Here is a 25796-nt window from a genome sequence, read left to right as displayed (position 1 = left end):
GCCGTTCAGGAAATCGAGTCCCTGCGCTTCGACATAGGCTTTGACGATGCCCAGTTTGTTGTCGCCGAAATCCGAGTTTGGCGCGTAGGCGTTGACCCAGATCGTGGCCAGGTAGTTCACGCCGCCGGACTTGGCGACGGACTTGGTGTAGCCGAATTCCGTGTAGGCGTCGCACTCATTGCCCAGACGATATTTCATGGTGTTGCCGCCGAGGCCGAAGCAGCCCTGCGAACCGCCGTCGCCCGAGGTATTGCTGCCGGCGCCAGCGCGCAGGTAGCCGTGGAAGCCTTCGGAGTCGGATGGGTACATTGGATCGGCGGCAGCGGAACCGCTGGCGATGGCTAAGACGATGGCAGCCGGCAGTGTCTTCAACACGGCCTTCAACATGTTGCGATGCAGCATGGTAAGTCTCCTCAGTAGTTATTTTTTATCTAGTCATTCGTGGCCGAATGTACTGGCCAGAATTCTTTCCAGCAGGGACATAGTAACTATACTACGAACAAATATCAACATATTATGTTGTAATCCTACGACTACTCTGCGACACTTTATTTGCGTACCGACAGACGAGTTGACTGCCCTGTTTTTCCCGCTGGCGCCACCGCATCTGGCACTATGGAAAAGCATTTGTGCAGGCAACCCGCATTTTTCGGCACGCGGCACGTATACGAATTAAAATCCTTGGTTTTTGCCATAACGACAGTGCGCGGCCATGACCGTGCACGCATACGAGACTAGGCACCGCCATGAAAATTGATGAAAAAATGGAAGTAGCAGGCAGCGATCCGGCGGAGCGTTTCAGTGAAGGCCCGCGCCTGCTGGCGGACATCGGCGGCACCAATGCCCGCTTCGTGCTGGAAACGCGCCAGGGCCACCTGGAAGCGGTAGCCGTGCTGCCCTGCGACGACTACGCTTCGCTGCTCGACGCCATCACCGCCTATATGGATAGCGGCGAGGCGCGCGCCGCCGGTTCGGCGCGCGTGCGCCATGCGGCCATCGCCATCGCCAATCCCATCGACGACGACAATATCCGCATGATGAACCATCACTGGTTCTTCTCGATCGAGGCGATGCGCGCCGCGCTGGGCCTCGACACCCTGCTGGTGGTGAACGACTTCACGGCGCTGGCCATGGCCCTGCCCTACCTGCGCCCCGACCAGCGCCTGCAGATCGGCGGCGGCATGGCGCGCGCCGACAGCGTCATCGGCTTGCTCGGTTCGGGCACGGGCCTGGGCGTGTCGGGCATGATCCCCGCGGAAGACCGCTGGATCGCGCTGGGCAGCGAAGGAGGCCACGTCAGCTTCGCCCCCTGCGACCAGCGCGAGATGGACGTGCTGTCCTTCGCCTGGCGCGAGTTGTCGCACGTCTCGGCCGAACGTCTCGCTTCCGGACGGGGGCTGGAACTGATCTACCGCGCCCTGTCCGAGCGCGCCGGCAAGCCCGATGCGCCGCCGCTGCTGGCGGCCGACATCACCAGCCGCGCCCTGAACAATGAATGCGACGTGTGCCTGGAAGCGGTGGACTGCTTTTGCGCCATCCTCGGCTCCATCGCCGGCAACGTAGCCATGACCCTGGGCGCGCTGGGCGGCATCTATATAGGCGGAGGCATCGTGCCGCGCCTGGGGCCCCTGTTCGAACAGTCGCAGTTCCGCGCCCGCTTCGAGCAAAAGGGCCGCCTGAACGAATACCTGGCGCAGATTCCCACCTTCCTGATCACGGCTGAACTGCCGACTTTCCTCGGCATCGCCGCCATCCTGGCGCAAAAGCTCAAGCGCGCCCATACCGGCGCGCCCGTGCTCGAATCCGTGCGCCAGGCGCGCGGGCGCATGAGTCCATCGGAATGCAAGGTGGCCGACTGGGTGCTGAAGGAACCGAACGCCATGCTGACCCTGCCGATCGCGGAAATCGCCCAGCGGGTGGGCGTGAGCCAGCCCACCGTAATGCGTTTTTGCCGTTCGATCGGCGTGCAGGGCCTGGCCGACTTCAAATTGAAGCTGGCGTCCGGCCTGACGGGCGGCGCCATCACGGTGGCCCACTGCCATGTGGAGATCTCGGACTCCGACGCCGAACTGGCGCGCAAGGTGCTGGGCAATAATGCCTCGGCCGCGCTGGCCATGCGCGACATGCTCGACGTGAAAGCGCTGACGGCGGCCATCGAACTGCTGCGCAGCGCGCAGCGCGTGGAGCTGCTGGCCGTGGGCAGCGCCCGCGTGGTGGCCGACGACATGCAGCACAAGCTGCTCAACCTGGGCATCGTCAGCAGCTTCTTTGCCGACCCGCAGGCGCAGGAAATGAGCGCCGCCATGCTGAAACCGGGCGACGTGGCGCTGGTCATTTCCCGTTCGGGCGCCCTGCCCGACCTGCTGCGCACCGTCAAGGTGGCGCAGGGCTGCGGCGCGCGCGTGCTGGCGATCACGGCCAGCGGTTCGCCGCTGGCCAAGCTGGCCGACGTGCTGCTGACCTTGAACCACCCGGAAGGCAACCTCAATTTCGTGCCCATGATCGTGCGCCTGCTGCAGCTGATGATGCTCGATATCCTGTCGGTGGGACTGGCGCGGCGCGACACGGCGCAACGCACCAGCGCCGCCGAACTGGAAGAAGGCCAATTGCACGGCATGCGCATCAGCGGCAAGCTGAAATTCGGTGGCCACCTCGAATAAGGCGGCGCACGCCGCACCAGACACCGCCAGCGGGGCCACCGTGCACGACGTGGCGCGCGTGGCCGGCGTGTCGGCCATGACGGTATCGCGCGTGATCAACGGGCGCGCCAGCGTCAGCACGGCCACGCGCGACAAGGTCGAGGCGGCGATCGCCAGCCTGCACTATCAGCCCAACCTGGCGGCCAGAGCGGCCCGCACGGGCACCCTGCGCATCGGCCTGTTATACAGCAACCCCAGCGCGGCCTTTCTCAGCGAATTTCTCGTCGGCGCCATGGACCAGTGCCGCCAGGGCGGCGGCCAGCTGCTGCTCGAGCGTTGCGAAGACCAGGACAGCCAGCGCGCCGGCATCGATTGCCTGGTGGCGGCCGGCGTCGACGGCATCCTCGTGCCGCCGCCCCTGTGCGATTCGCCCGCCGTGCTGGCGCAGCTCAATACCATGGGCATCCCCGCCATCGCCGTGGCCACGGCGCGTCCCTCGCCCGGCGTCTCGGCCGTGCGCATCGACGACTATGAAGGCGCGCTGGCCATGACGCGCCACTTGCTTGCGCTGGGCCACCGCGACATCGGCTTCATCGAAGGCGACCCGGCGCACACGCCCGCCCTGCTGCGCCGCCAGGCCTTCGAGGACGCCATGCGGGAAGCGGGCTTGCCAGTGGCGCCGCACAGGGTGGCGCAAGGTTACTTTACGTATCGTTCGGGGCTGGACGCGGCGCGCCAGCTGCTGGCGCAGGCACCGCACCCGAGCGCCATCTTCGCCAGCAACGACGACATGGCCGCCGCCACCCTGGCCGTGGCGCACGGCATGGGCTTGCAGGTGCCGGCGGAATTGAGCGTGTGCGGCTTCGACGACACGCCCGTCGCCACCACCGTCTGGCCCGAGCTGACCACCATCCACCAGCCCATCGCCGACATGGCGCGCGCCGCCGTCAGTCTCGTCATCGACGAAATCCGCCAGCGCCGCGCCGGCGAAACGGCGACGGCCACGCATCATTTGATGGCGTTTACCTTGATGGAACGCGCATCGACGGGACGCGCGCGCTAGCCACGCGCATCCATTGCGCTCACGCCTGCATGTCGGGCAGCTCGATTTCCGCCTTGCGCGCCGCGATCTGGCTGCCCATGGCTTCCAGGTCGATTTCCGCGTCGCGCGCGCGCGGGAAAATCTCGCCTTCCTCTTCCAGCACGTGGTGATCGATTTGCTCGGACAGTACCTTGACCTTGGCGTCATACAAGTCTTCGCCCGGCGCCATGGCGACGATTTGCGCGATCAGCTCCTTGGCTGATGCGTGCTCGACGGTGGCTTCATCGACCAGGTCTTCATTCGAACGGCTGGCGTCGCGCACGGCGGGATAGAAGATTTCTTCTTCCACCATCGCATGCTTGCTCAGTTCCTCACAGATTTTCAGGGCCAGCTTGCGCTTGCTGACGAGCGAACGGTCGCTGAGGCCCTCGTACTGTTCGAACAGTTCTTTGACGGTTTGATGATCTTGCGTCAGCAGCTCGATCGCGTCCATGTCCGGCATGCCTGCCTGTGTTTGGGAAACGGAAGCTGCCTGAGGTGATTGGGTGGCCATGATGTTGTCTCCAGTTGTACACATGAAGTGCACATTCTAGACAGCGCCCTGCGGCGGCCATGTAGGAGCACGGCTTACGACAAGGTAGGCCAAGCCCAAACGTGGCTACCTTGTTGATGCAGATCAGCCCAAGCTGACTTAACTGACGACCGTGCGCGCCTCCAGCGACTGCACCAGCTCCACCGAAGGCGGCGCGGCACCGGCCGCCAGGCAGGCACCCGCGCCGGCCGCGACGGCAAAGCGCAAGTGCTGGCCGCCGTCGGCATCCGGGCGGTACATCAGGCTGTACAGCAAGCCGCCGATGCTGGCGTCGCCCGCCCCCACCGAGTCGACCACCTCGATGACGGGCGGTGCCGCCTGCCATGTCCGTTCGCCCTGGAACAGGGCCGCGCCCTGCGCGCCGCGCGTATACAAATACGTGGCGTGCGGATTCCAGCTGCGCAGCATGGCAAACGCGCCATCGATGTCGCCATGGCGGAACAGGCCCGCCAAGTCTTCATCGGACACCTTGATCACGTCGGCCAGCTCCGTCATGCGGCGCAGGGTGGCGTCGTAGCGCTCATCCATCATGATGCGGAAATTCGGGTCGTAGCTGATTTTCACGCCAGCCGCCTTCAGTTCCTGCGCCAGCGCCACCAGCTTGCCCGCCAGCGGTTCGCGCGCCAGGCTGATGCCGCCGAAATGCACCCATTGCGCACCCTGCATCCAGCCGGCCGGCAAGAGCGCCGCGTCGAAATGCAGGTCGGCGCTGTCGTCGCCGATGAAGTAGTACGTGGGCGGATGCAGTTCATGCACGATGGCCAGCAGCGGCGACTTCGCATGGCGCTGCAGGAAGCGCATGTCCAGGCCCGCCACGTCGGTGGCAGCGGCCAGCGCGTCGCCGAAGACGTCGCGGCTGACGGCGCCCGCAAACGCGCTGGGCACGCCCAGGCGCGCCATCACGCGCGCCACGTTCCAGGTCGAGCCGCCCACCTGGCTGCTCCAGGAATCGGCGCCCATGCGCAGCATGTCCGTCAGCGCTTCGCCAGCCGACACAAAAGTTGGAAAAGAGGTGTTCATGCCGCACCGCCAATCGCGTTCAGCACTTCATAGCAGGCGCCCATGGTGTGGTAATCGGTCTTGCCGGCCGGGCTTTTCTCCTTGCTGATTTTTTGGTTCTCGGGCGTCAGGATGCGGTACCAGGCGCCATGTTCATGATCGACGAAGTGCTGCCAGCTGTAGTCCCAGATCTTGTCGTAGCTTTGCCAGTAGGCCTCGTCCCCGGTGCGCGCGGCCAGCACGGCGGCCGCGGCGAAGCTTTCCGCCTGCACCCAGAAGTATTTGTCGCCGTCGCAGATTTCATCTTGCGGGCCGAAGCCGTAATGGATGCCGCCATGCGCGCCATCCCAGGCCTTGGCCAGGGCCGTGTCGTACAGTTCGCGCGCGCGCGGCAGCAGCCAGTCGGACGGACCGGCCATGAACTTGGCGTGGCGCTCCATGATCAGCAGCAGCTTGGCCCACTCCGTGAAGTGGCCGGGCTGGTAGCCCCACGGGCGGAAGATATTGCTCTTGTCGTGCAGGTTGTAATCCCAGTCGATAGCCCAATCGGGCGTGTAGTGTTCCCAGATCATGCCGTTTGCCAGGCCCGCCTGGCGCACCGTGATATTGTGCGCCAGCGTCTCGGCGCGGTGCAGATAGCGCGCCTCGCCCGTCGCCTCGAACGCGGCCAGCATCGCTTCGCACGCATGCATGTTGGCGTTCTGGCCACGGTAGCCATCCAGAGCAGACCAGTCGGCGCTGGCCACGTCCGCGTACAGGCCGTGTTCGGGCAGCCAGAAGCGCTGTTCCATCAATTCGAACGTTTCGTCCAGGTAGGCGCGCGCTTCCGTCATGCCCGCCTGCAAGGCGTGGGCATAGGCCAGCAGCACGAAGGCGAGGCCGTAGCAGTGGTTGGCGCCGTCTTCGACTGTCTTGACGCCGTCCTGCCATTTCAGTTGCCAGGCATAGCCGCCCGTGGCCGGGTCGCGGTGCGCGTCGCGCAAGAAGGCCACGCCGTGGCGCAGGGCCGCCTGGTATTCGTCGCCGCCAAAATGGCGGTAGGCCATGGCGTAATTGAAGATGAAGCGCGTGCTGCTGACCAGGTGGCGCGTGCTGGCGTCGTACACGGTGCCATCGTCGAGGAAGAAGTGGTAAAAGCCGCCGCTGGGGTCAATGGCGCGCGGGTGATAAAAGTGCATCGTGTGCAGGATGTGCGCTTCGAGCGTCGCCTTGGAGCGGAAATCGGGATTCATGGTTCTCTCATGATATTGTTATCGATAACAATGATGATAGCATGCCGTTTCCGCGCCGTCATGCCCGCTCAGGGAGTCTTGGCCAGCCTGAGCTTTTCACGCCACAGTGCGGCCTGCGCGGGATCGGCCGTCTGTCCCAGCTCGCCCTTATCGTACACCTTGACCAGCCGTTCGATGGCTTCAGCATCGCCCTGCTTTGCGGCCAGCAGGTACAACTCAAACGGTTTGGGCGCCGGCCCTTGCCGGGTCGGGCCGCCACGGCCCTGCTCCAGCAACCGCGCAAAGCCCGTCTGCCCCGGCGGGCTTTTGGCGATGGCCGCCATCTCGTACCAGCCCAGGGCCGCCTCGTCGCTCTGCGGCACGCCCTGCCCCACTTCATACGAATAGGCCACATTGTTCAAGCCCGACGGATCGAGCGCCTTCGCCGACCGCATATACCAGCCGAACGCTTCCTTGCGCTGCGCCTCGTCCTTCGCCGTCATCATCAGGCGGTAGCCGATTTCATTGTAGGCAGGGATGAAACCATTTTCGGCATAGTATTTGAGCCAGTGCAGCGCATGCGCCTGTTCTTCCGGGCTGCTGTGGATGTTTTCAAAGTGCTGGGCCACCGTGAAGTTGGCCAGTTCCACGCCTTGCGCGGCGCCCTTGCGCGACCAGTATTCGCCCAGCTTGCGGTCGATGGCCATGCCCTGCCCCAAGGTATAGGCCACGCCCAGGAAAGCCTGCGCCGGGCCATAGCCGCCTTCGGCCGATTTCGTCATCCAGGCCAGGCCGGCGTCATAGTCGCGCGGCGTGCCCTCGCCCTCGTGCAGCATCTGCGCCAGTTCCAGCTGGGCGGCCGTGTCGCCCCGTTCCGCAGCGGCGCGCGTCTTGTCGAAGGCCGCGACCTTCTCTGGCGACAGGTCGGCCGGGCGGTCGATCACGGCCTGCACCTTTGCGCGCATGGCGTCCTGGCCGGACATGTCGAATTCCACGAGCGCCGGATGCTGGTGCGGCTTTTGCAGGGACGCTGGCTGCGCCAGCACGCTCTGCGCCAAGGCCAGGCTCAAGATGAACAGCATGGTCTTCATTTGTTTTCCTTTTCAGCCAATTTACCGCGCCATTCGGCGGCGTCTTCGGCATTCGCCTGTTGTCCCAGTTCGCCCTTGACGTACACATCGACCATGCGCCGCATGGCGGGCACGTCGCCGCTCCATCCCGCCCGTTCGTACCAGACCAGGGCCAGCTTGTCCGACTGCGCCACGCCCTGGCCCAGCTCGTGCGCGCGGGCCAGGTTGCGCATGCCGGCCGGCTCCTTTTCACGCGCCGATCTGTCATACCAGTGGAAAGCCTCGCCGCGCTGCCGCTCATCGGTGGCGGCGCGCATCAGGTGCTCGCCCAGCGCATTGTAGGCGGGCACAAAGTGCTGCTCGTTCGCCGCCGCCTTCAGCCAGGTGATGGCCAGCGCCTGCTCTTCTGCACTGCTGTCGCCATCGATGAATTCCAGCGCCAGGATGGTTTGCGCCTCGGCGTTGCCCTGCGCCACGCCCTTGCGCAGCCAGTACTCGCCCTGCACGCGGTCGATGGGCACCTTGCCGCCCACGGTATACGCCAGGCCCAAAGCCGCTTGCGCCGGCGCATAGCCGCCTTCGGCCGACTTGCGTATCCAGGCCATCGACTGCGCCGTGTCTTGCGGCGCGCCGACGCCCAGCTGTAGCATGCGCGCCAGTTCCAGCTGCGCCTCGACGTCGCCTGTTTCCGCCAGCCGCCGCGTCTCGGCAAACTCGGCGATACTTTCCGGGCTATGGCTGGTCACATCCGCCCGTGCCTTGATGGCGATCAGCTGCAGGTCGAGCAAGGTGGGCGAGGTTTGCGCCAGGAGGGGCAGCGGCAGCAGAAAAGGCAGCAGCAAGAGGAATTTCTGGGGCATGCGACGGTGTCGGGAAGAAGAAAACACGCATGGTAGCCGATGCCGCGCCAGACAGGCGCGCACGGTACGGGAAGTTTGACAGGGCAAGCCGCCGGGCTTACATTGCACGGGCTCACCACTTACCCAGGAACGCCATGAACCGCCTTGCCACCACCGCCTTGACCCTGCTGCTGGCCGCAGCCTCCGTGGGCGCCAGCGCCGCAGACACCCAGCTGGCCGGCTGCGCCGCCAAGCGCGAAAGCATCCGCAGCGAATTGCGCCAGGCGCAGGAACAGGGCCTGTCCGACAAGGTCGCGGGCCTCACGCGCGCGCTCGATGAAGTCAACGCCCACTGCCGCGACAGCAGCCTGGTCGAACGCCACAACAAGAAGATCGTCAAGGCGCAGGCCAAGGTGAACCAGACGGAGCGTTCGCTGCGCCTGGCCCAGGAAGCCAATAAACAGCCGAAGAAGATCGCCAAGCTGGAAGGCAAGCTGGAAAAAGCCAGGGCGGAACTGGCCGCCCTGCAGGCGCAACAGCCTTAAGCCTTCTCGCCCAGCATCTGGTAGATGCTGGAAAAATCCAGCGCGCCCGATCCCGCCTTGCTGTGCAAACTATATAAATTGCGCGACAAGGCGCCCAGCGGCACGGAGGCTCCGCTGGCCAGCGCGCTTTCCACGGCCAGGCCCAGGTCTTTGAGCATCAGGTCGACGCCGAAGCCGCCCGTGTAGCCGCGCGACGCGGGCACATTTTCCGCCACGCCCGGACACGGGTTATACACCTCCAGGGTCCAGTTGCGGCCCGAGCTTTTCGCCATCACGTCCGACACCACTTTTGGATCGAGGCCATTGGCCACGCCCAGGCGTATCGCTTCGCTCGTGCCGATCATGAGTATCCCCAGCAACATGTTGTTGCAGATCTTGACCGTCTGCCCGCAGCCCGCGCCGCCCGCGTGGAAGATGGCCTTGCCCATGACTTCCAGGTAGGGCCGCGCCGCCGCCAGCGCGGATGCTTCGCCACCCACCATGAAGGTCAAGGTGCCGTTGGTGGCGCCCGCCGTGCCGCCGGAAACGGGCGCGTCCAGCATGGGCAAGCCCTTCTCCTGCGCGGCGCGGCCCACCTGGCGCGCCGCTTCGGTGGAAATCGTCGAACAGTCGATCAGCAAGGTGCCGGACCGCGCCTGCGCCAGGATGCCCGCGTCTCCAAGATAGGCTCCCAGCACGTGGCGGCTGGCCGGCAGCATGGTGATGACGATGTCGGCGGCCTGGATCGCCGCCGCCTGGTCATCGGATACGAGGCCGCCGCCATCGGCGAACTGCCGCACGCTGGCCGGCACCAGGTCAAAACCCGTCACCGCATGGCCCGCCCGCACGAGGTTTTGCGCCATGGGCAAGCCCATGTTCCCCAGGCCGATGAAAACGATGTTGGTCGCCATGGCAGCCCCTTATTTCATCGAGATGGTGGTATTGACGCCGCTGCCGCCATCGTCCGGGGCGAACCAGCGCGCCGTGACGGTCTTGGTCTGGGTCCAGAAATACAGCGCCTGCTTGCCGTTCGGGCCCAGGTCGCCCAGCTTCGACGCGCGCGAGCCAGTGAAACTGAAGTAGGCGACGGGCACGGGGATGGCCACGTTGATGCCCACCTGCCCCACGTCGATCTCGTTCTGGAACTTGCGCCCCGCCCAGCCGGACGAGGTGAAGATCGAGGTGCCATTGCCGTTCGGATTGGCGTTGATGAAGGCGATGGCCTGGTCCAGGGTGTCCGTCTCGACGACGCACATGGCGGGGCCGAAAATCTCCTGCGTGTAGACGGAGTTCGATGCGGCCACCTTCGAGAAAATCGTCGGCCCCATGAAGTTGCCGCCTTCGTAGCCGGCCACCTTGTGGCCGCGGCCATCGAGCAGCAGCTGCGCGCCTTCATCGACGCCCGCCTGTATCAGTTTTTCCGCCCGCTGCATGGCCGCTTTCGACACCATCGGACCCAGGTCCGCCGTGCGGTCGCTGCCCGGCCCCACTTTCAGGGCTTGCGAGCGGGCGACGATTTCCGGCAGCCAGGAGCGGGCCTCGCCCACCAGCACCACGACGGAATTGGCCATGCAGCGCTGGCCGGCCGCGCCGAACGCGGCGCCGATCAGGTTATTGATCGCCTGCTCCTTGTTGGCGTCGGCCAGCACCACGCAATGGTTTTTCGCGCCCATCATCGATTGCGCGCGCTTGCCCGATTCGCTGGCGCGGCGGTACACATGCGTGCCCACGTGGGTGGAACCGATGAAGGACACGGCCTTGATGTCGGGATGGTCGCACAGCATGTTGACGACGTCCGCGCCGCCATGCACGACGTTCAGCACGCCGGCCGGCAAGCCCGCCTGGTACATCAGTTCGACCAGGTACATCGACGAGGACGGATCCTGCTCCGACGGTTTCAGGACAAAAGTGTTGCCGCAGGCAATCGCAATCGGAAACATGAAGCACGGCAGCATGACAGGGAAGTTGAAGGCCGTGATGCCGGCGCCCACGCCCAGCGGCTGGTAGATATTGTACACGTCGACGCCCGTTGCCGCGTTTTCCGCGATTTCGCCCAGTTGCAGGGTGGCGATCGAGCACGCGTGTTCCACCACTTCCAGGCCGCGCATCACCTCCCCTTCCGCGTCGGGCAAGGTCTTGCCGTGTTCGCGCGTGATCAGTTCGGCCAAAGTACCGATGTTTTCGCGGATCAGGTGCTGGTACTTGAGCATGATGCGCATGCGCGCGGCCAGCGGCGTGTTGCGCCAGGTTTTAAAGGCTTCCTTGGCCGTGGCGACGGCCAGGTTGACTTCATCGGGCGTGGAAAACGGCACCTTGGCGACGATTTCCTGCGTGGCCGGGTTGATGACGTCGCGCCATTCGGTGCTGCTTGACGCATGGTGCTTGCCGGCGATGTGCAGGGGGACTGTAGGGACTTGGGTGAGGGCTTGGTTCATTTGTTTGGCTCCGTGATTATTTTTTAACGAGGTTGCACGCGGCCGCATCCATCGGCTTGAACGCCTGGTCGGCGGGGATGGTCGACAGCACTTTCAGGTAGTCCCACGCGCCTTTCGATTCGGCCGGGGTCTTCACCTGCACCAGGTACATGTCGTGGATGACGCGGCCATCGGGGCGTATCGAGGCGTTGTTCATGACGGCGTCCTTGATCGGCAGTTCGCGCATTTTCTGGGCGACGATCTTCGAGTCGTCGCTTTTCGCCGCCGCCACCGATTTCAGGTAGTGGTAGACGCTCGAATACACGCCCGCCTGCACCATGGTCGGCTTGGCGCCCTTGTTAAGCGCTTCAAAGCGTTTCGCAAACGCGCGGCTGCGGTCGTCGTAATCCCAGTAAAAGCCGTCCGCATAGACGAGGCCCTGGGCCGTTTCCAGGCCCAGCGCGTGCACGTCGGACAGGAACACGAGCAAGGCGGCCAGGCGCTGATCCTTGCCGCTGCCGATACGGAATTCGCGCGCCTGCTTGATGGCCGACACCGTGTCCGCGCCGCCGTTGGCCAGGCCGATCACCTGCGCTTTCGAGCCCTGCGCCTGCACCAGGAAGGACGAGAAATCCGAGGCGTTCAGCGGATGGCGCACGGCGCCCACCACGGTGCCGCCATTGCGCTTGACGACTTCGCTGGCGTCTTTTTCCAGCGAGTGGCCGAACGCATAATCGACGGTGACGAAGTACCACGATTTCTGCCCCAGTTTCGTCAGCGCGGCCGCCGTGCCGGCCGCCTGCGAATACGTGTCGAACATCCAGTGGAAGCCGTTCGGCGAGCAGTCTTCATTCGTCAGGCGTCCCGTGGCCGGGCCGCTGAACATGGCGATGCCGCCCTTCTCCTTCATCAGCTTTTGCACGGACAGGGCCACCGAGGAATTGGTCAGATCGGCGATGGCGTCGACCTTGTCGCGGTCTATCCATTCGCGCGCCTTGGAGGCGGCGATATCGGCCTTGTTCAAATGGTCGGCCGACAGGATCTCGATCTTCATGCCCTTGCATTCGGCCTTCAAACAATCCTCGACGGCCATCTGGCTGGCGACGACGGAGCCGCGCCCGCCCATGGCCGAATACGGGCCGGACATGTCGGTCAGGATGCCGACCTTGACGACGCCATCGGAAATCTGCGCGTGCGCGCCAAAGGACAGGGTGAGCGCCAGCGCGCCCATGGCCAGAACGGTTTTTTTCATGCGTGTCTCCAGGTGGATGGGTTTTTCTTATATGTATAGATGCATTCTGCATGTGTAAAAATATGTGCTCAAGTGAAATTAATGCATAATTCCTTTGCAAAAATGCACAGAGAGGGTTTGCCATGCTCGATTGGGATAATGTGCGGGTATTCCTGGAACTGACGCGCAGCGCCGGCCTCGTCGATGCGGCGAAAAAGCTGGGCATCGACCATTCCACCGTGTCGCGGCGCATGCGCAAGTTCGAGGAGCAGGTGGGCACGCAGCTGTTCGACCGCAACTACGTGGGCTACCAGCTGACGCCCGAGGGCCACCGCCTGATGGAATACGCGGAAACGATGGAAAGCACGGTGTTTGCCGCCACCGAAGAGTTGGGCGAACATAACCGGCTGCTGTCGGGCCAGGTGCGCCTGGGCGCCACCGAGGGCTTCGGCGCCATCGTACTGGCGCCCCACCTCGCGCAGTTTTGCGGCCGCTATCCGCACATCAGCGTGGACTTGATCGCCGTGCCCCGTTTCGTCAGCCTGTCCAAGCGCGAGGCGGACGTTGCCATTTCCATCGAGCGCCCCCTGTCCGGCCCGTATGTCGTGACGAAGCTGTCCGACTACCGGCTGAAACTGTACGCCACGCCGGGCTACCTGGCGCGCCACGCGCCGATCACCAGCGTGGCGCAGCTGGCGCAGCACCCGATCATCGGCTACGTGGACGACCTGGTCTTCAGTTCGGAACTGCGCTACATGGACAACGTGGCGCCCGATTCCCTGCGCGCGTTTCGCAGCACCAGCGTCATCGCCCAGTACCACGCGGCGCGCGCGGGCCAGGCGCTGGCGATCCTGCCCTGCTTCGTGGCCCAGCAGTCGAACGAACTGGTGCCCGTGCTCGACGGCGAGATCGACCTGCTGCGCGCCTTCTGGATGATCTCGCCGAGCGAACGGCGCAATATCGCCCGGGTCAGCGCCCTGTGGAACTACCTGCGCAGCGCCATCGATTTGAATCACGCCTATCTGATGGGCGAAACGGCCACGCCCAGCTGGCCAGCTTGAGCACGCTGCGGCGCGCTACACTGTCGCCACATACTAATAAGGAGAACGCCATGCTGATGGATGCGAACCAGGCCGTTCTGGTCATTGTCGACCTGCAAGGCCGCTTGATGCCGGCCATCCACGATGCGGGCCTCGTGCTGGCGCAAAACCTGCGCCTGGCAAAGATTGCCCGGCTGCTCGACGTGCCCGTGCTGGGCACGGAGCAGAACCGCCAGGGACTGGGGCCAAACGTCGAAGAGATCGCCGCCCTGTGCGAACGGACCTTGCACAAGACGCATTTCGGCGCCTGTTTCGATGGCTTGCAGGACATCTTGCCGCCAGGGCGCAAACAGATCGTCGTCACGGGGTGCGAAGCCCATGTGTGCATGCTGCAGACGGCCATCGGCTTGCTGGAGCTGGGGTACGAGGTCATCATCGCCATCGATGCCGTCGGTTCGCGCCAGGGGGCCAGCCGCGACGCGGCGCTGGCCCGCCTGGGCAAGCTGGGCGCCCATCTGGTGACGGTGGAAATGCTGGCCTTCGAATGGCTGCGCGACTGCAAGCACCCGCGTTTCCGCGAGGTATTGGCGCTGATTAAATAGAAAGCAGGTTTAAGCCAGATCAAGCCCGACGGCTGCCCATTTGCTAGCTTGGTAACAGCGCCCCATTCCGAGCGGCGCGCCGTCCACATCAGCAAGGGAGCCATCATGGCCTACATCCTGCGGGGCAAGCTATGCGGCTTGATCTGTGCCGAGTGTCCTGAAGCCTTGTCCCACGTCATCGTGCGCCTGTACCGGCCGCGCGAGTCGCAAAACGTCACGGCCCTGGCCATGGCCAGCGCCAAGGAAACCTTCGCCATCCTCACGGAAGAAGAGGTGCAAGCGAAAGCACCGTTCCTGCTGGCCGAAGCGCGCACGGACGAGGACGGCAACTACAGTTTCACACTAGACGGCGATTACCGGGGCGAGGCCGTGGAAGTCGACATCCTGTGCCCCACCGTGCCGCGGTTGAAACCGGGGCCGAAAGACCCCGTGCCGCTGCAGTTTTCCATCACCACCATCCAGCCCCGCTGGCGCCAGGCCGAGAACGACTTCCTCGCCATCTGGGACTATTGCCTACCGCAACGCTTCTGGTGCCTCGTACGCGCCCGCTTCGGCGCCTGGACCATCTGCGGCCGGCTGCGCACCTGCGACGCTCCCCACGCGCCGATCGCCGGCGCCACCGTGCGGGCCTTCGACGCCGACTGGCTGCAGGACGATGCGCTCGGTGTCGCGGTGACGGACGCCAGCGGGCGCTTCCGCATCGATTACCTGACGTCCGACTTCACCTTGACGCCTTTCTCTCCGTTCCTCAACGTGGAGTTCGCCAGCGGGCCCGACGTGTATTTCACGGCGCAGCTGGGCAGCGTGCCCATCCTGTCGGAAACGCAGGCCAACGGCCGCCAGCCGGGCCGCGAAAACGTGGGCCATTGCTTCTGCGTGGAATTGTGTTCGAAAAAAGTCTTGCCGCCCGACGTGGAAGGCGTGCCCCACTGGCAGCAAGTGGAAGTCTTCGACATCCACCCGTTTCCCTCGCTGGCCGGCTTTTCCGCGCAAGGCTATGCGGGCGGCGCCGGCGCCTCGTACGTGTTCGCCGGCGGCGTCACCCTGAAAGGCAATTGCCCGTTGCGCAATAGCGCCATCCCCGCCAACCCGCTCGAATACCGCTTTCTCATCGGCGAATGGTCCTGGCCCGGCGGCAGCGACGACCCGACGGCCATCCCCCCGGTGGCGCCCGCCAGCCTGGCGCCGTTGACGCAAGTGCTCGGCACGCACGTCGGCTATGTGTTTTATACGAACGGACTGGGCCTCGGCGATTCGGCGCCCGTCATCATCGACGCGGGCGATTTGAAACCGGGCGGCTGGATACGGGTGGACGGCAAGCCCGTCACCGTGGACATGCGCGACGGCACCACGGCCATCGTCAACGTGGCGCCCAGCATCTTCCTGCGCACGTTTGACTTGCTGACCGTGAATACGCCGGCCATCACGAGCTTGCATCCGGCCAAGCTGCCGGGCGGCTTGCCCATCCTCGACGCGGGCCGCAGCCTGGCGGCGGCCGAGAGCGAACCGATACGCCGCTACCGCCTGGGCTTCGAAGTGCGCGACGGCATCAACCTGGCGCTGGTGGCGACGGATGGGCTCGATTCCATCGTCTTCGACAACTCGCCCGTCATCGTGGCGCTGGACCTGGAAGAGCTGCGCAGCAATGCCTGCAATCCCATCGCGGGCGGCCTCGTGCATATCCTGTACACGATAGACCACCCGCATCTGCGCTTTTTCAATATCACGATTTCCAACAACAACGGCATCACGCATCCGCCGCCACCGCTGCCGGCCGCCAGCTTCACCCCGCCGCCGCCACCGAGCAACTATCTGTTCCGTGGCGGCGCGGGCGGGCCTCACTTATCGGGCAACAATGGCGGCTTCCCCGTCAACGTGGCGCTCGATCCGCCGTGCGCCTACCGGGTGGCCATCGGATGGCAGACGCGGCATTACCTGGCGTCGCCGCACAGCATTGACCGCCTCTACTGCAAATAGGCGAGCTTAGAAGTAGCGCACCCACGCCTGCTTCGAGGTGCGCTTGTAATTGGCAAATGCGCGGCAAGGAAAATACAGCACGGGCATCAGGGCCAGTGCGATCAGCCACACTTGCCAGATGTGCTCGACGCCATAACGGTCGCCATGGTTGGCACCCAGCGCGGCCGTCAAGGCGATACGGATGACCAGCAGCAGGTACAGGTGCAGCAGATAGTAGAACATGGGCGCGCCGCCGAAGGTGGCGCAAGCGCGCGTAAACCAGTTATCGACGCTTTCCAGCCAGGCCATGCCCAGCAAGCCCAGGCCCAGGGTGAACAGCAAAAAGTCCAGCGATGGCGGATATTTGGTGAAGTTCAGCACGCTCATGGCCGTGCGCAAGGCCGTGTCGCCCGTCATCCACGGCAAGGTTTCGCCATAAATATTCAAGCCGCGCAGCACGGCCAGCAGCAGCAAGCTGCCGCCGCCCAGCGCCAGCAGCCAGCGGCGACGGCTTTCGGCGGACAGCCCGCGCGCATACAGGGGCCCGGCAGCATAGCCGAGCACGATCACGCCTATCCACGGCAGCAGCGGATAGCTGACCTTGATCTTCATGGCGCCATCGGCGACCAGATAACCGCGTTGCAGCAGCACCGTCAGCAGATAGTAGCCAAGGCTGCCCTCTTCCGCGTGCAGCCAGGTAAAAAAATGCTGGCCGGCGATAATCGCCACGCCCAGCACGACCAGCACTTTCAACGGCAGCTTGTGCAGCACGGCCAGCGCCATCATGGCCAGACCGATGACCCAGATCACCTGCAGATACAGGATCGCCGGCGTGAAAGTGCCCATCCAGGCAAAGTTGACGAACACCAGTTCCAGCACGACGAGCAGCAAGCCCCGCTTGAACAAAAAGCCGGTAGCACTGCGCGGACCGGCGGCCGGATGCGTATACAGCCAGGCGGACAAACCCGTCAAAAAGACGAACATGGGCGCGCATACGTGGGCGGCCAGGCGCGTGAAGAACAGGGCCGGGTCGACGTGGGCCGCATCCATGGGGTCGCTGACCTGGTGGTGCAGGAATACCGTTTCACGCACATGGTCGAACAGCATGATCAGCATGACGAGGCCACGCATGACGTCGATGACGGCGATGCGGGTGCGCAGGGTGGCGGGGGAAGTCAGGGGAGTGGGAACAGTCATTAGCGTATGTCTATGTATTTGTGCGTTGGTGCGTTGGTGCATTGGTGCGTTGGTGCATTGGTGCGTTGGAGTGTCGTCGGCGTCACTTGCCGCACAGGCAAAAATCCGGGGTCAGACCCGCCGGGGGAATACGCCCCAGTGGGGCGCATTCCGATTCAGAAGGAACTGACCCCGGCTCTACGCTGCTGGTTTCGAACAATTCGGTGGCATGTACAGAGGACCACAGTTAAAACCTGTAATGCGCATTCACTGTCACCGTACGCTCCGCCCCCGGCGCCACCCAAAGCTGGCTATAGGAACTCGCATAATAGCTGCGGTTGAACAGGTTTTCCACGTTCAGGGCCAGGCGCAGTTTCGCCGTCGGCGAATAAGACGCCAGCAGTTTGGCCGTCGTATAGGCCGGCAGGGTAAATTTGCTGCTGACGGCGACGTCGCCCAGGCGCTCGCCCACGTATTGCAGGCCGCCGCCCACGCTGGCCGTGCCCGTGCCCAGCGCGAATTGCTGCGTGGCCAGCAGGTTGGCGCTGTGGCGCGGCACGTTGGCGAAGCGGCTGCCCGTCACGATCGTATTGTCGCCGCGCGTGACGGTGGCGTCCGTGTACGCATAGGCGCCCGAGACGCGCAAGCCGCGCGCCACTTCACCCGACACGTCGAGCTCCAGGCCCCGGCTGCCCACCTCGCCCGCCGCAACGGCGAAATCCGTGTTGGCGGGATTGGTCGTCAGCACATTGCTCTTGCGGATGTCGTACACGGCCACGGTGCCCGTCAGCTTGCCCGTTTCCAGCTTGGCGCCCAGCTCATACGAGCGGCTGCGCTCTGCGGGAAACGCCTGGTTGGCTATGCTGATGCCGCTGTTGGGCCGGAAGCCCTTGGCCGCGCTCGCATACAGCGACCACGCCTTCGACGGCTGGTAGACGAGGCCCGCGCGGGGGCTGGTGGCCGACAGCGACTGGCGGTTGCTCACGTGCAGGCGATTATTCGTCACGTCCTGCGTGTAGCTATCGTGGCGCACGCCGACCAGCGCCTTCCATTGCGCGCCCAGGTCGATCTGGTCCTGCGCATACAGGCCGCGCGCCCTTTGCCCTTCCTGCGTGTCGATGGCCAAGGCCAGCGGATCGGCCTTGCCGCCATACACGGGATTGAAAATATCGATGGCATAGGCATTCGCGGCCGAGGGGTTGCGGCGCAGCTGCACCCGGTGGTCGTCGAAATGATAGGCGTCGACGCCGGCCAGCACCTCGTGCGCCAACGCGCCAGTCCTGAACTTGCCCAGTACTTCAACGCGTGCCGACACGTCGGTGGCCGAGAAATCGCGGTGGCGGCGCTGGCGTTGCAAGGTGCGGCCATCGGCCAGCAGCTTGCTCGCCTCGGTCGAATAACCGCGCAATTCGCTGTCGCGGTAGGAAGCGCCCGCCTGCACCGTCCAGTCGTCGGACAGCGCGTGATGGATGAACAGCTGCTGTCCCAGCGACTTGACCGTCATGCGGCCGTCGCCCGGCTCGCCCAGGAAGCGCGACACTGGCACCGCCCCCAGCCTGCCGTTCACGGCGACGACGCCGCGGTCGAACGGCGCGCGCTGCCGCACGGCTTCGATTTCATACGACACGGTCGTGTGCTCGCCCACCAGCCAGAGAAACGAGGGAGCAAACAGGCTGCGCTCGACCTTCAAAGTATCGCGGAAGCTGTGCCCTGCTTCATGCGCCGCGTTCAGGCGGTAGGCGATGGTGTCGCTCAACGGCCCTGTCAAGTCCAGGGCGGCGCGGCGCGTCTGGAAACTGCCGAGAGAAACATCGGCGCTGTATTCAGGCGCGAACTTCGGTTTTTTCGTCGTGATATTCACAGTGCCGCCCGGCTCGCCCCGGCCGTACAGGGCGGAGGCCGGGCCTTTCAGTACTTCCACGGCCTGCGTGTTGCCGCCGTCGCGCATGCCGTTGTAGCCGCGGCTGGAACTGAAACCGTTGACCATGTAGTCGGAACCGAAATTCGGATCGCCCGTGAAACCGCGCATGGCGTAGCTGTCCCACAGGCCGCCCAGCGGGCTTTGTTTTGCAATACCGCTGGCCAGGTCCAGGGCGCCAGCCAGGGTCGTCACGCCCGCGTCGCGCAGCAGGTCGCCGGTCAGCACGCGCACGCTTTGCGGCAAGTCCATCAGCAATGCGTCCGTCTTGGTGGCGCCCGTGGCGGACAGGCTGCGGTAGTGCTGGCGCTCGGCCTTGACGGTGACGACATCATCGGCCTGCGCACCATCGACTGCCAGTGACCAGGGGCTGGCGGCGGCCAGCAAGAGCGCTACGGGGCGGCGTAAAAACACGGGCATGGGGATTCCTGACAATGGGCAATTCAATGCAATAGGCTTGCATTATAATTGATAATCAATTCTCATTAAAGCCTTCATCAATAATCTGCGCCAAAAACTCCACGAACACCTGCACCTTGGCCGCGCGCAGCTGGCGCGGGTGGAACAGCGCCCACAGGTCCGGCCCGCGCGTGCGGAACGGTTGCAGCACGGGCACGAGGCTGCCCTCACGCAGCGGCTGCAGCACGGAAACAGACAGCGCCTGCACGATGCCGCAGCCAGCCTGGGCGGCGGCGATCATCGATTCGATATGGTCGAAGGCCAATGCGGCCGGCGGCGTGTGCGCATACGCGGCAGCGCCCGCCTCTCCCTCCTTGGCCTGGAACAGCCACGGCCGCACCTGGCGCGATTTCGGGTACAGGAAATGCAGGCAGGCAAACTGGTCCAGCTCCTGCGGCGTGCGCGGCAGGCCATGCCGGGCCACAAAGGCGGGCGAGGCGCAGCACAGGTAATCCATCTTCAGCAGGCTGCGCGCCACCAGCGACGAATCCTGCGGCTCGCCGATGCGCAGCATCACGTCGATGCCCTCTTCCACCATGTCGACCAGGCGGTCGCTGACCGTCAGGCGCAGGGAAATGTCGGGACAGGCGGCCGTAAAACGGGGCAAGGCGGGCGCCACCAGGTTGCGGCTGATGCTGCTGGGCATATCCACGCGCAAGCTGCCCGAGGGTTTCCCGGCCGCTTGTTCAAGACTGGACTCCAGTGCCGCCATATCGGCCAGCATCTGGCGCGCCTGCGCATGGCACTGCCGGCCTTCGGCCGTCAGCGACATGCTGCGCGTGGTGCGCTGCAAGAGGCGCACGCCAAAGTGTTTTTCCAGCGCCGCCACCTGGTTCGTCACGGACGAGGTCGAAATGCCCAGGCGCTGCGCCGCCTTGCTGAAACCGCCCGCCTCGACCACGGCGCAAAACACCTGCATCGCTTCCAGCCTGTCCATGCATTTCCTCCTGTTTGACTATGATTATCCACGATATCGAAATAGTGCATGGGGCCGCGCCCCGTTTTTCTTTGCGCCATCCCCGCCTAGACTGAGGCATCAACCACAGGAGAACCCCATGCAAGCCCTCGTCCTCACCAGCTTTGCCGCCCGCATGACCATCGAAAACGTTCCCCTGCCGCAGCCCGGCCCCGGGCAAGTCCTCGTGCGCATCGCCGCCAGCGGCGTCAATCCGCTCGACACGAAAATCGCCGCCGGCGCCGCCCCGCACGCCCGGCCCAGCCTGCCCGCCATCCTCGGCATCGACGTGGCCGGCACGGTGGCGGCCGTGGGCGATGGCGTGACGACTTTTCACGTTGGCGCAACAGTCTATGGCATGGCGGGCGGCATAGCCGGCATCCAGGGCTCGCTGGCCGAGTACGGCGTCTTCGACGCAGCGCTGCTGGCGCCCGTGCCGCCAGCGCTGGGCATGCGCGAGGCGGCCGCCCTGCCCCTCGTCTTCATCACGGCCTGGGAAGGTTTGGTCGACCGCGCCCACGTGAAGGCGGGCGACAGCGTGCTCGTGCATGGCGGCGCGGGCGGCGTGGGCCACATGGCCGTGCAGCTCGCCGTCGCCCTTGGCGCCAAAGTGTATGCCACGGGCAGCGCGGCCAGCCGCGACGCCATCGAGGCGCTGGGCGCCCATTTCATCGATTACCGCACCAGCACGGTGGATGACTACGTGGCCGAACACACGGGCGGCGCCGGCTTCGACATCGTCTACGACACGGTGGGCGGCGCCACCCTGGACGCCAGCTTCCAGGCGGCACGCCTCTACGGCGGCCACGTCGTCAGTTGCCTGGGCTGGGGCACGTTCGCCCTGAGCCCGCTGACGGCGCGCGCGGCAACATACTCGGGCGTGTTCACCCTGCTGCCCCTGTTGAGCGGCCAAGGCCACGCGCGCCATGGCGCCATCTTGCGCGAAGCCAACAAGTTAATCGAGGCGGGCAAGTTGCAGGTGCGGCTCGATCCACGCCGCTTTACCCTGCGCACGGCGCACGATGCGCATGCGGCGCAGATGGACGGCAGCGCGCGCGGCAAGCTGGTGGTGGAGGTGGAGGTGCGGGATTGAACGCGGGCTTGTTACTTGCAAGCGGAAACGTTAATATACAAGAATAAACTTGCATATTAATAGGACTCTTGATGCGTGAAAATCTGGAAAAACTGCTGGCGCAGGGGCGCGACAACGCGCTGCTGCGCTTTGGCCTGGGAGATGCCTGCCTGAAAGACCATGATGCCGAGCAAGCCGCCCTGCACCTGGCGCAAGCCACCGTGCAGCAGCCCGGCTATTCCGCCGCTTGGAAACTGCTGGGCAAGGCCTTGCACCAGCTGGGCCGGCTGGACGAAGCGCAGGCTGCGTGGACCACCGGCGTGACCGTGGCCCAGCAGCAAGGCGACCTGCAAGCCGTCAAGGAAATGACGGTATTCCTGAAACGCCTGCACAAACAGCGGCAGGCGGCAGAGTAAAAAGCTTAATGCGCGTGCGCGGCGCCCTTGGCTTCGGCTGGTAACGCCACGCCCCGCTCTTTCGCCAGGCGCTTGGCCAGCAAGCCGCCCGCTTCGGCCGCATAGGCGCGGCAGGCGTTGGCGTCGATCAGGGGATTGTCTTGACCGCTGCGCTTGGCGGCCTTGCCCAGCACGTCCGTCGTGCCCGGATGCACGGGAATGATGATGTCGCATGGCAAGGCGGCCACCTTGGCGATGCTCGCTTCGAACGAGGCCGAAATATCGGGCTTGCCGCCTTTGCCCGTGTACGTGAAATCGCCGCTCGAATACGGGTTCAGGCTATCCGCATACACGACGTCCAGGCAGCGCTGGCCTTCGCACGACGTCCACGTCCACGTCGTGCCGCCGGGGGTGTGGCCCGGCGTCATGTGGGCCGTCAAGGTCAACGGTCCCACCTTGACGGTATCGCCCTCGCCTACCAGGCTGACCTTGCTCACCTTGGCCACATGCACGACGGGATTGGCCTGGTACTGCGGATCGTCCTTGCCGTTGGTACCGCTTTGCAGCACCGGCGCGGCCGCCGCGCTGGCCATCACGGTGGCGCCGCTGGCCCGCTGCAGCGCGGCGATGCCGCCCGCATGGTCCCAATGAGCGTGCGAATTGAGGATGTATTTCACGTCCTCGATACGGAAGCCCAGCGCCTTGATGTTTGCGATGATCAGGGGTGCCGATTGCGGCAGCGCGCCGTCGAGCAGAATATGGCCTTGCGGACTCGTCACCAGCACGGCCGATAGCCCAGCCGTGCCCACATACCAGGTATTGCCAAAGACATTGAACGGCTTGACGGGCGCGTTCCATTCCTTGCAATTGTCGCAATTTACCGGTTTATCCTGCACCGATGCGGGTGCCTTCGCCTGCACCGTGCCAGCCGCCATGGTCGCAACCGTAGCCAGCATCAACTTCGCCAATAGTGTCATCTTCATCTCCAGAGTGTAAAAAAGAAGGGCGCCCGCACTGGCGCGCCCGGGGGGTATCTACATGCGGCCGGTCCTGTCGGCCAGGGTGTCGCGGATGTGTCCGGCGTCGAGGGAGCGCCGCTGCGCACCGTCGGCGTCCAGCAGCACCACGGTGACGTGCTTGCCGCCGCTGCGCATACGCATCGTCAGGCAACTGCCCGCCTCGTGGCTGCTGCCCGTCTTCGACAACACGATGTCCCAGCCCTTGCCGCCCACCAATGGATTGGTGTTGTGCAAGGTGCGGACCTTGCCATTGACGGCCACGCTCGCTTGCGGGTGGCTGGTGATGCGCGCGATGTCCGGATAGCGCGCGGCGGCCGCGACGATCTTGGCCACCTCGCTGGCCGTGGACGTATTCGCGGGCGAACTGCCGACGGGGTCCAGCAAGGTGGTGCGGCGCAAGCCCAGGTGCCGGATCTTCGCCTGCAGGGCGTCACTAAAAGCCGCGCTGCCGCCCGGATAGGTGCGCGCCAGCGCGGCGGCGGCGCGGTTTTCGGACGGCAGCAGCGCCAGTTGCAACAGCGCGCCGCGCGACACGGCCACGCCATCGGCCAGCAGGCTGCGGCGTTGCAAGGACGCACCACCATCGGCGCGCACGATGCGTACCTGCTCATCATGATCCTGCCCTGCGTCGAGCACCACCATGGCCGTCATCAGCTTGGTGATCGAGGCGATGGGCACGACGGCGTCCGCGTCTTTCGCCATCAGCACCTTGCCGCTGGCGTCATCGAACACCAGCATGTGTTTGGCGCTGACGGGCAAGTCCAGCATGCCGGCGGCAGCTTCAGCCAGGGTCGCGCCGCTGACTTCGGGCTTGCCCTGCGTCTGCAGGAGCAAGGTGGCACAGGCCAGCAGCAAGGCGGGCACGGCCAGCTTCCAGCTGCCGGCATCCAGACCGGGCGCCATCAAGCGTTCGATACGCGTGAGCAACGCCCCGCCCCGGGCCGACATCAACAAGCCGGAGTGCTGCGGCGCGGCCGTCTGCAGGGACAAGGCATGCAGCGCCGTGGCCAGTTGCTGCGGGTCTTGCAGCGCTTGCGCGGCCAGGGCATCGGCCACCTGTTCGCGCTCGGCCCGCATGCGCGCCGACAACCACCACACGACGGGGTGAAAGAACAGCAGCGCCTCGGCCACGCTTTGCAACAAATTGACCAGGTAATCCCAGCGCCGCACGTGCGCCAGCTCATGCGCCAGCAGCGCTTCGAGCAAGGCGACGGGCATGCCGCTCAGCAAGGCTGCCGGCAGCAGGATGACGGGGCGCCAGAAACCCACGGTCACGGGGCTGGCCAGGCCCGCATGCAGCTTCAGCGGCGGCCGCCGCTGCAGGCCCATGCGCTGCGCCAACGCATCGAGGCGCGCCTGCCAGACGGCCGGGGCGGCCACGGCCTGGCGGCGCAGCTTGCCGACCCAGGCCAGGCCCAGGCACAGCCGCAAGCTCATCAGGCCAACGCCGGCGCTCCAGGCCAGCACCAGGGCCGGCATCCACGCTTGCAGCGCGGCGCGCCAGGCCGGCGGCGCGGCCACGGGCAACTGGGCCAGTGATGTGCCCGACAGCAGAGACAGCAGGTGGAGCGAGGGAATACACAGGCACAACAGTAGCGCCAGGGCGCAAACGGCATAGCGCCAGCGCGCGCTCGCGTGGCGCAGCAGCCAGAGCAGGACAGCGGACACGGCGCCGACGATCACGCCCTGCCAGACAAAATACAGCAGGACCCAGCCCAGCGCAGGAACAAGCTTGCCCAACTCAATGCCCAAGCCCATGTCCAGATTCATGGCGCGCCACCATCCTTGCTGCGCAGGATTTTTTCAATTTCCAGGCGTTCCGCGTCGCTCACGTGCTCGCGCAGCGCCGTCAGCACGAGCGCCTTGCCAGAACCGGAAAACACCTTGCCGATCAAGTCCTTGAGCAAGCTGGTCTGTAACTTTTCCTGCGCTTCGACGGCCGCATACAGCTGCGGCCGCTGGCTTTCATCGCGGCTCAGCAAGCCCTTGCCATGCATCAGCTGCAACTGGCGCAGCACGGTGGCGTAACTGGCGTCGGCACGCTCGGCGGCCAGGGCGTCATACACGGCGCGGGCGTCGGACGGACCGCGCTGCCACAGGATGCGCAGCAGGTCCAGTTCGGCGGCCGTGGGATGGGGAGTGGAGGTATTTTTTAACATGCCGCTAGAATACCCAATCTAGAACGCCATGTCTAGAACTTTTTTTCTAGATTGCCGTGCGAGACTAAAATTCGCGCAAGCGGTCGAACAAGTCCAGCAAGGCAGCCTCATCGACCAGCGCCGCGCCCTGCCCGCTCAGTTGCCCACTTAGCTGCGCCAGCAGTTCCGCCAGTACCGAGTAGATTTCCTCGCGTTCGACCGTCTCGATGATGCTCGCGCGCCGCTCGATCTTGTTGAATGCATCGACATAGGCGGTGACCATCGCCTCCAGCGCGGCCGTCGCCACCGTCGCCTCCATGGCGGCGTCAATACCGCGCGTCACGGCCAGCATGTTCTTGTAGGCCAGGGCCGCCTTTTTCGCATACGCGGGGGAAATATGCTCACGGCCATCCCAGTCGCGGAAGGGGTTGAGCAAGTTGTTCGCCAGCCATTCCGGCTTGCGCGCCTTGGTCACCGACAAGTCCAGCCCCAGCGCCGCCGCCCT

At 64.9% G+C, this 25796-nt stretch carries 23 protein-coding genes and 1 pseudogene; 8 read left to right on the top strand and 16 right to left on the bottom strand.

What is annotated here, in order from left to right; all coding sequences use genetic code 11:
• Positions 1-402: carbohydrate porin (locus tag VM94_RS12505; RefSeq protein WP_046683763.1), on the bottom strand; the 402-nt coding region annotated here is incomplete at its 3' end.
• Between the two features lie 344 nt (positions 403-746).
• On the opposite strand from VM94_RS12505, the gene VM94_RS12500 reads away from it, so the two are divergent.
• Positions 747-2660, top strand: a complete 1914-nt coding sequence (locus tag VM94_RS12500; protein ID WP_046683762.1) for a glucokinase — start codon at positions 747-749, stop codon at positions 2658-2660.
• Complete coding sequence (locus VM94_RS12495; protein ID WP_082127691.1) at positions 2644-3702, top strand: LacI family DNA-binding transcriptional regulator; 1059 nt, start codon at positions 2644-2646, stop codon at positions 3700-3702. The genes VM94_RS12500 and VM94_RS12495 overlap by 17 nt, the downstream gene beginning before the upstream one ends.
• A 19-nt stretch (positions 3703-3721) precedes the next feature.
• Here VM94_RS12495 and VM94_RS12490 read toward each other — a convergent pair whose 3' ends face one another.
• The 5 genes from VM94_RS12490 to VM94_RS12470 form a co-directional block, all read right to left on the bottom strand.
• Positions 3722-4174 (bottom strand): hemerythrin domain-containing protein, encoded by a 453-nt coding sequence (locus VM94_RS12490; protein ID WP_235432905.1) that lies wholly within the window; start codon positions 4172-4174, stop codon positions 3722-3724.
• Between the two features lie 198 nt (positions 4175-4372).
• The gene (locus tag VM94_RS12485; RefSeq protein WP_046683760.1) at positions 4373-5293 is read right to left on the bottom strand and encodes a carbohydrate kinase family protein; all 921 of its coding nucleotides are present in this window, start codon (positions 5291-5293) and stop codon (positions 4373-4375) included.
• Positions 5290-6504, bottom strand: coding sequence for an AGE family epimerase/isomerase (locus tag VM94_RS12480; RefSeq protein ID WP_046683759.1), 1215 nt, complete (start codon positions 6502-6504; stop codon positions 5290-5292). The genes VM94_RS12485 and VM94_RS12480 overlap by 4 nt, the downstream gene beginning before the upstream one ends.
• 68 nt (positions 6505-6572) lie before the next feature.
• Entirely contained in the window at positions 6573-7574 is a 1002-nt protein-coding gene (locus VM94_RS12475; RefSeq protein ID WP_046683758.1) for a tetratricopeptide repeat protein, read from the bottom strand.
• The gene (locus VM94_RS12470) at positions 7571-8413 is read right to left on the bottom strand and encodes a tetratricopeptide repeat protein (RefSeq protein ID WP_046683757.1); all 843 of its coding nucleotides are present in this window, start codon (positions 8411-8413) and stop codon (positions 7571-7573) included. Before VM94_RS12470 ends, VM94_RS12475 begins: the two co-directional genes overlap by 4 nt.
• Before the next feature lie 134 nt (positions 8414-8547).
• Here VM94_RS12470 and VM94_RS12465 point away from each other — a divergent pair, with 134 nt between their 5' ends.
• On the top strand, positions 8548-8937 hold the full coding sequence (locus tag VM94_RS12465) for a DUF1090 family protein (protein WP_046683756.1): 390 nt from the start codon (positions 8548-8550) through the stop codon (positions 8935-8937).
• Here the strand turns inward: VM94_RS12465 and mmsB are convergent.
• Genes mmsB through VM94_RS12450 form a run of 3 tightly spaced genes read right to left on the bottom strand, consistent with a single transcriptional unit; the run spans position 8934 to position 12582 of the window.
• Complete coding sequence (gene mmsB / locus VM94_RS12460) at positions 8934-9827, bottom strand: 3-hydroxyisobutyrate dehydrogenase (RefSeq protein WP_046683755.1); 894 nt, start codon at positions 9825-9827, stop codon at positions 8934-8936. The two genes, VM94_RS12465 and mmsB, sit on opposite strands and share 4 nt — an antisense overlap.
• 9 nt (positions 9828-9836) lie before the next feature.
• Complete coding sequence (locus tag VM94_RS12455; RefSeq protein WP_046683754.1) at positions 9837-11351, bottom strand: CoA-acylating methylmalonate-semialdehyde dehydrogenase; 1515 nt, start codon at positions 11349-11351, stop codon at positions 9837-9839.
• Between the two features lie 16 nt (positions 11352-11367).
• Positions 11368-12582: an ABC transporter substrate-binding protein gene (locus VM94_RS12450; protein WP_058050819.1), complete on the bottom strand. Its 1215-nt coding sequence runs from the start codon at positions 12580-12582 to the stop codon at positions 11368-11370.
• A gap of 122 nt (positions 12583-12704) precedes the next feature.
• Between VM94_RS12450 and VM94_RS12445 the strand changes: the two genes are divergently transcribed.
• The 3 genes from VM94_RS12445 to VM94_RS12435 all read left to right on the top strand — a co-directional run bounded on the left by VM94_RS12445 (position 12705) and on the right by VM94_RS12435 (position 16180).
• A complete protein-coding gene (locus VM94_RS12445) occupies positions 12705-13622 on the top strand; it encodes a LysR family transcriptional regulator (RefSeq protein ID WP_046683753.1) in 918 nt (305 codons plus the stop codon).
• A 50-nt stretch (positions 13623-13672) separates the two neighbouring features.
• Positions 13673-14203 (top strand): isochorismatase family protein, encoded by a 531-nt coding sequence (locus tag VM94_RS12440; RefSeq protein ID WP_046683752.1) that lies wholly within the window; start codon positions 13673-13675, stop codon positions 14201-14203.
• A gap of 105 nt (positions 14204-14308) precedes the next feature.
• The gene (locus tag VM94_RS12435) at positions 14309-16180 is read left to right on the top strand and encodes a carboxypeptidase-like regulatory domain-containing protein (protein ID WP_046683751.1); all 1872 of its coding nucleotides are present in this window, start codon (positions 14309-14311) and stop codon (positions 16178-16180) included.
• 6 nt (positions 16181-16186) lie between these two features.
• On the opposite strand, the gene VM94_RS12430 is transcribed toward VM94_RS12435, so the two are convergent.
• From VM94_RS12430 to VM94_RS12420, 3 genes are all read right to left on the bottom strand, one after another.
• Entirely contained in the window at positions 16187-17356 is a 1170-nt protein-coding gene (locus tag VM94_RS12430; protein ID WP_046683750.1) for a DUF1624 domain-containing protein, read from the bottom strand.
• A gap of 226 nt (positions 17357-17582) precedes the next feature.
• Positions 17583-19673, bottom strand: coding sequence for a TonB-dependent siderophore receptor (locus VM94_RS12425; protein ID WP_046683749.1), 2091 nt, complete (start codon positions 19671-19673; stop codon positions 17583-17585).
• A 55-nt stretch (positions 19674-19728) separates the two neighbouring features.
• Positions 19729-20649: a LysR family transcriptional regulator gene (locus VM94_RS12420; RefSeq protein WP_046683748.1), complete on the bottom strand. Its 921-nt coding sequence runs from the start codon at positions 20647-20649 to the stop codon at positions 19729-19731.
• Positions 20650-20767: 118 nt separating this feature from the next.
• Here VM94_RS12420 and VM94_RS12415 point away from each other — a divergent pair, with 118 nt between their 5' ends.
• Positions 20768-21760: a zinc-dependent alcohol dehydrogenase family protein gene (locus VM94_RS12415; RefSeq protein ID WP_046683747.1), complete on the top strand. Its 993-nt coding sequence runs from the start codon at positions 20768-20770 to the stop codon at positions 21758-21760.
• 71 nt (positions 21761-21831) lie between these two features.
• The gene (locus VM94_RS12410) at positions 21832-22155 is read left to right on the top strand and encodes a tetratricopeptide repeat protein (RefSeq protein ID WP_046683746.1); all 324 of its coding nucleotides are present in this window, start codon (positions 21832-21834) and stop codon (positions 22153-22155) included.
• A 5-nt stretch (positions 22156-22160) separates the two neighbouring features.
• Here VM94_RS12410 and bla read toward each other — a convergent pair whose 3' ends face one another.
• From bla to VM94_RS28720, 4 genes and pseudogenes are all read right to left on the bottom strand, one after another.
• Positions 22161-23090: a subclass B3 metallo-beta-lactamase gene (bla, locus tag VM94_RS12405; RefSeq protein ID WP_235432904.1), complete on the bottom strand. Its 930-nt coding sequence runs from the start codon at positions 23088-23090 to the stop codon at positions 22161-22163.
• Between the two features lie 78 nt (positions 23091-23168).
• Positions 23169-24923, bottom strand: coding sequence for a M56 family metallopeptidase (locus tag VM94_RS27250; protein WP_052755739.1), 1755 nt, complete (start codon positions 24921-24923; stop codon positions 23169-23171).
• Entirely contained in the window at positions 24920-25312 is a 393-nt protein-coding gene (locus VM94_RS12390; protein WP_034757543.1) for a BlaI/MecI/CopY family transcriptional regulator, read from the bottom strand. The genes VM94_RS27250 and VM94_RS12390 overlap by 4 nt, the downstream gene beginning before the upstream one ends.
• Before the next feature lie 64 nt (positions 25313-25376).
• Positions 25377-25796: pseudogene (locus tag VM94_RS28720) on the bottom strand (hypothetical protein); the annotation flags it as partial.

The sequence above is a fragment of the Janthinobacterium sp. KBS0711 genome, from assembly GCF_000988085.1.
GTDB classification, from domain to species: domain Bacteria; phylum Pseudomonadota; class Gammaproteobacteria; order Burkholderiales; family Burkholderiaceae_D; genus Janthinobacterium; species Janthinobacterium lividum_E.
Note: the sequence above shows the minus strand (reverse complement) of the source record. Positions and strands in the feature narration are given on the sequence as shown.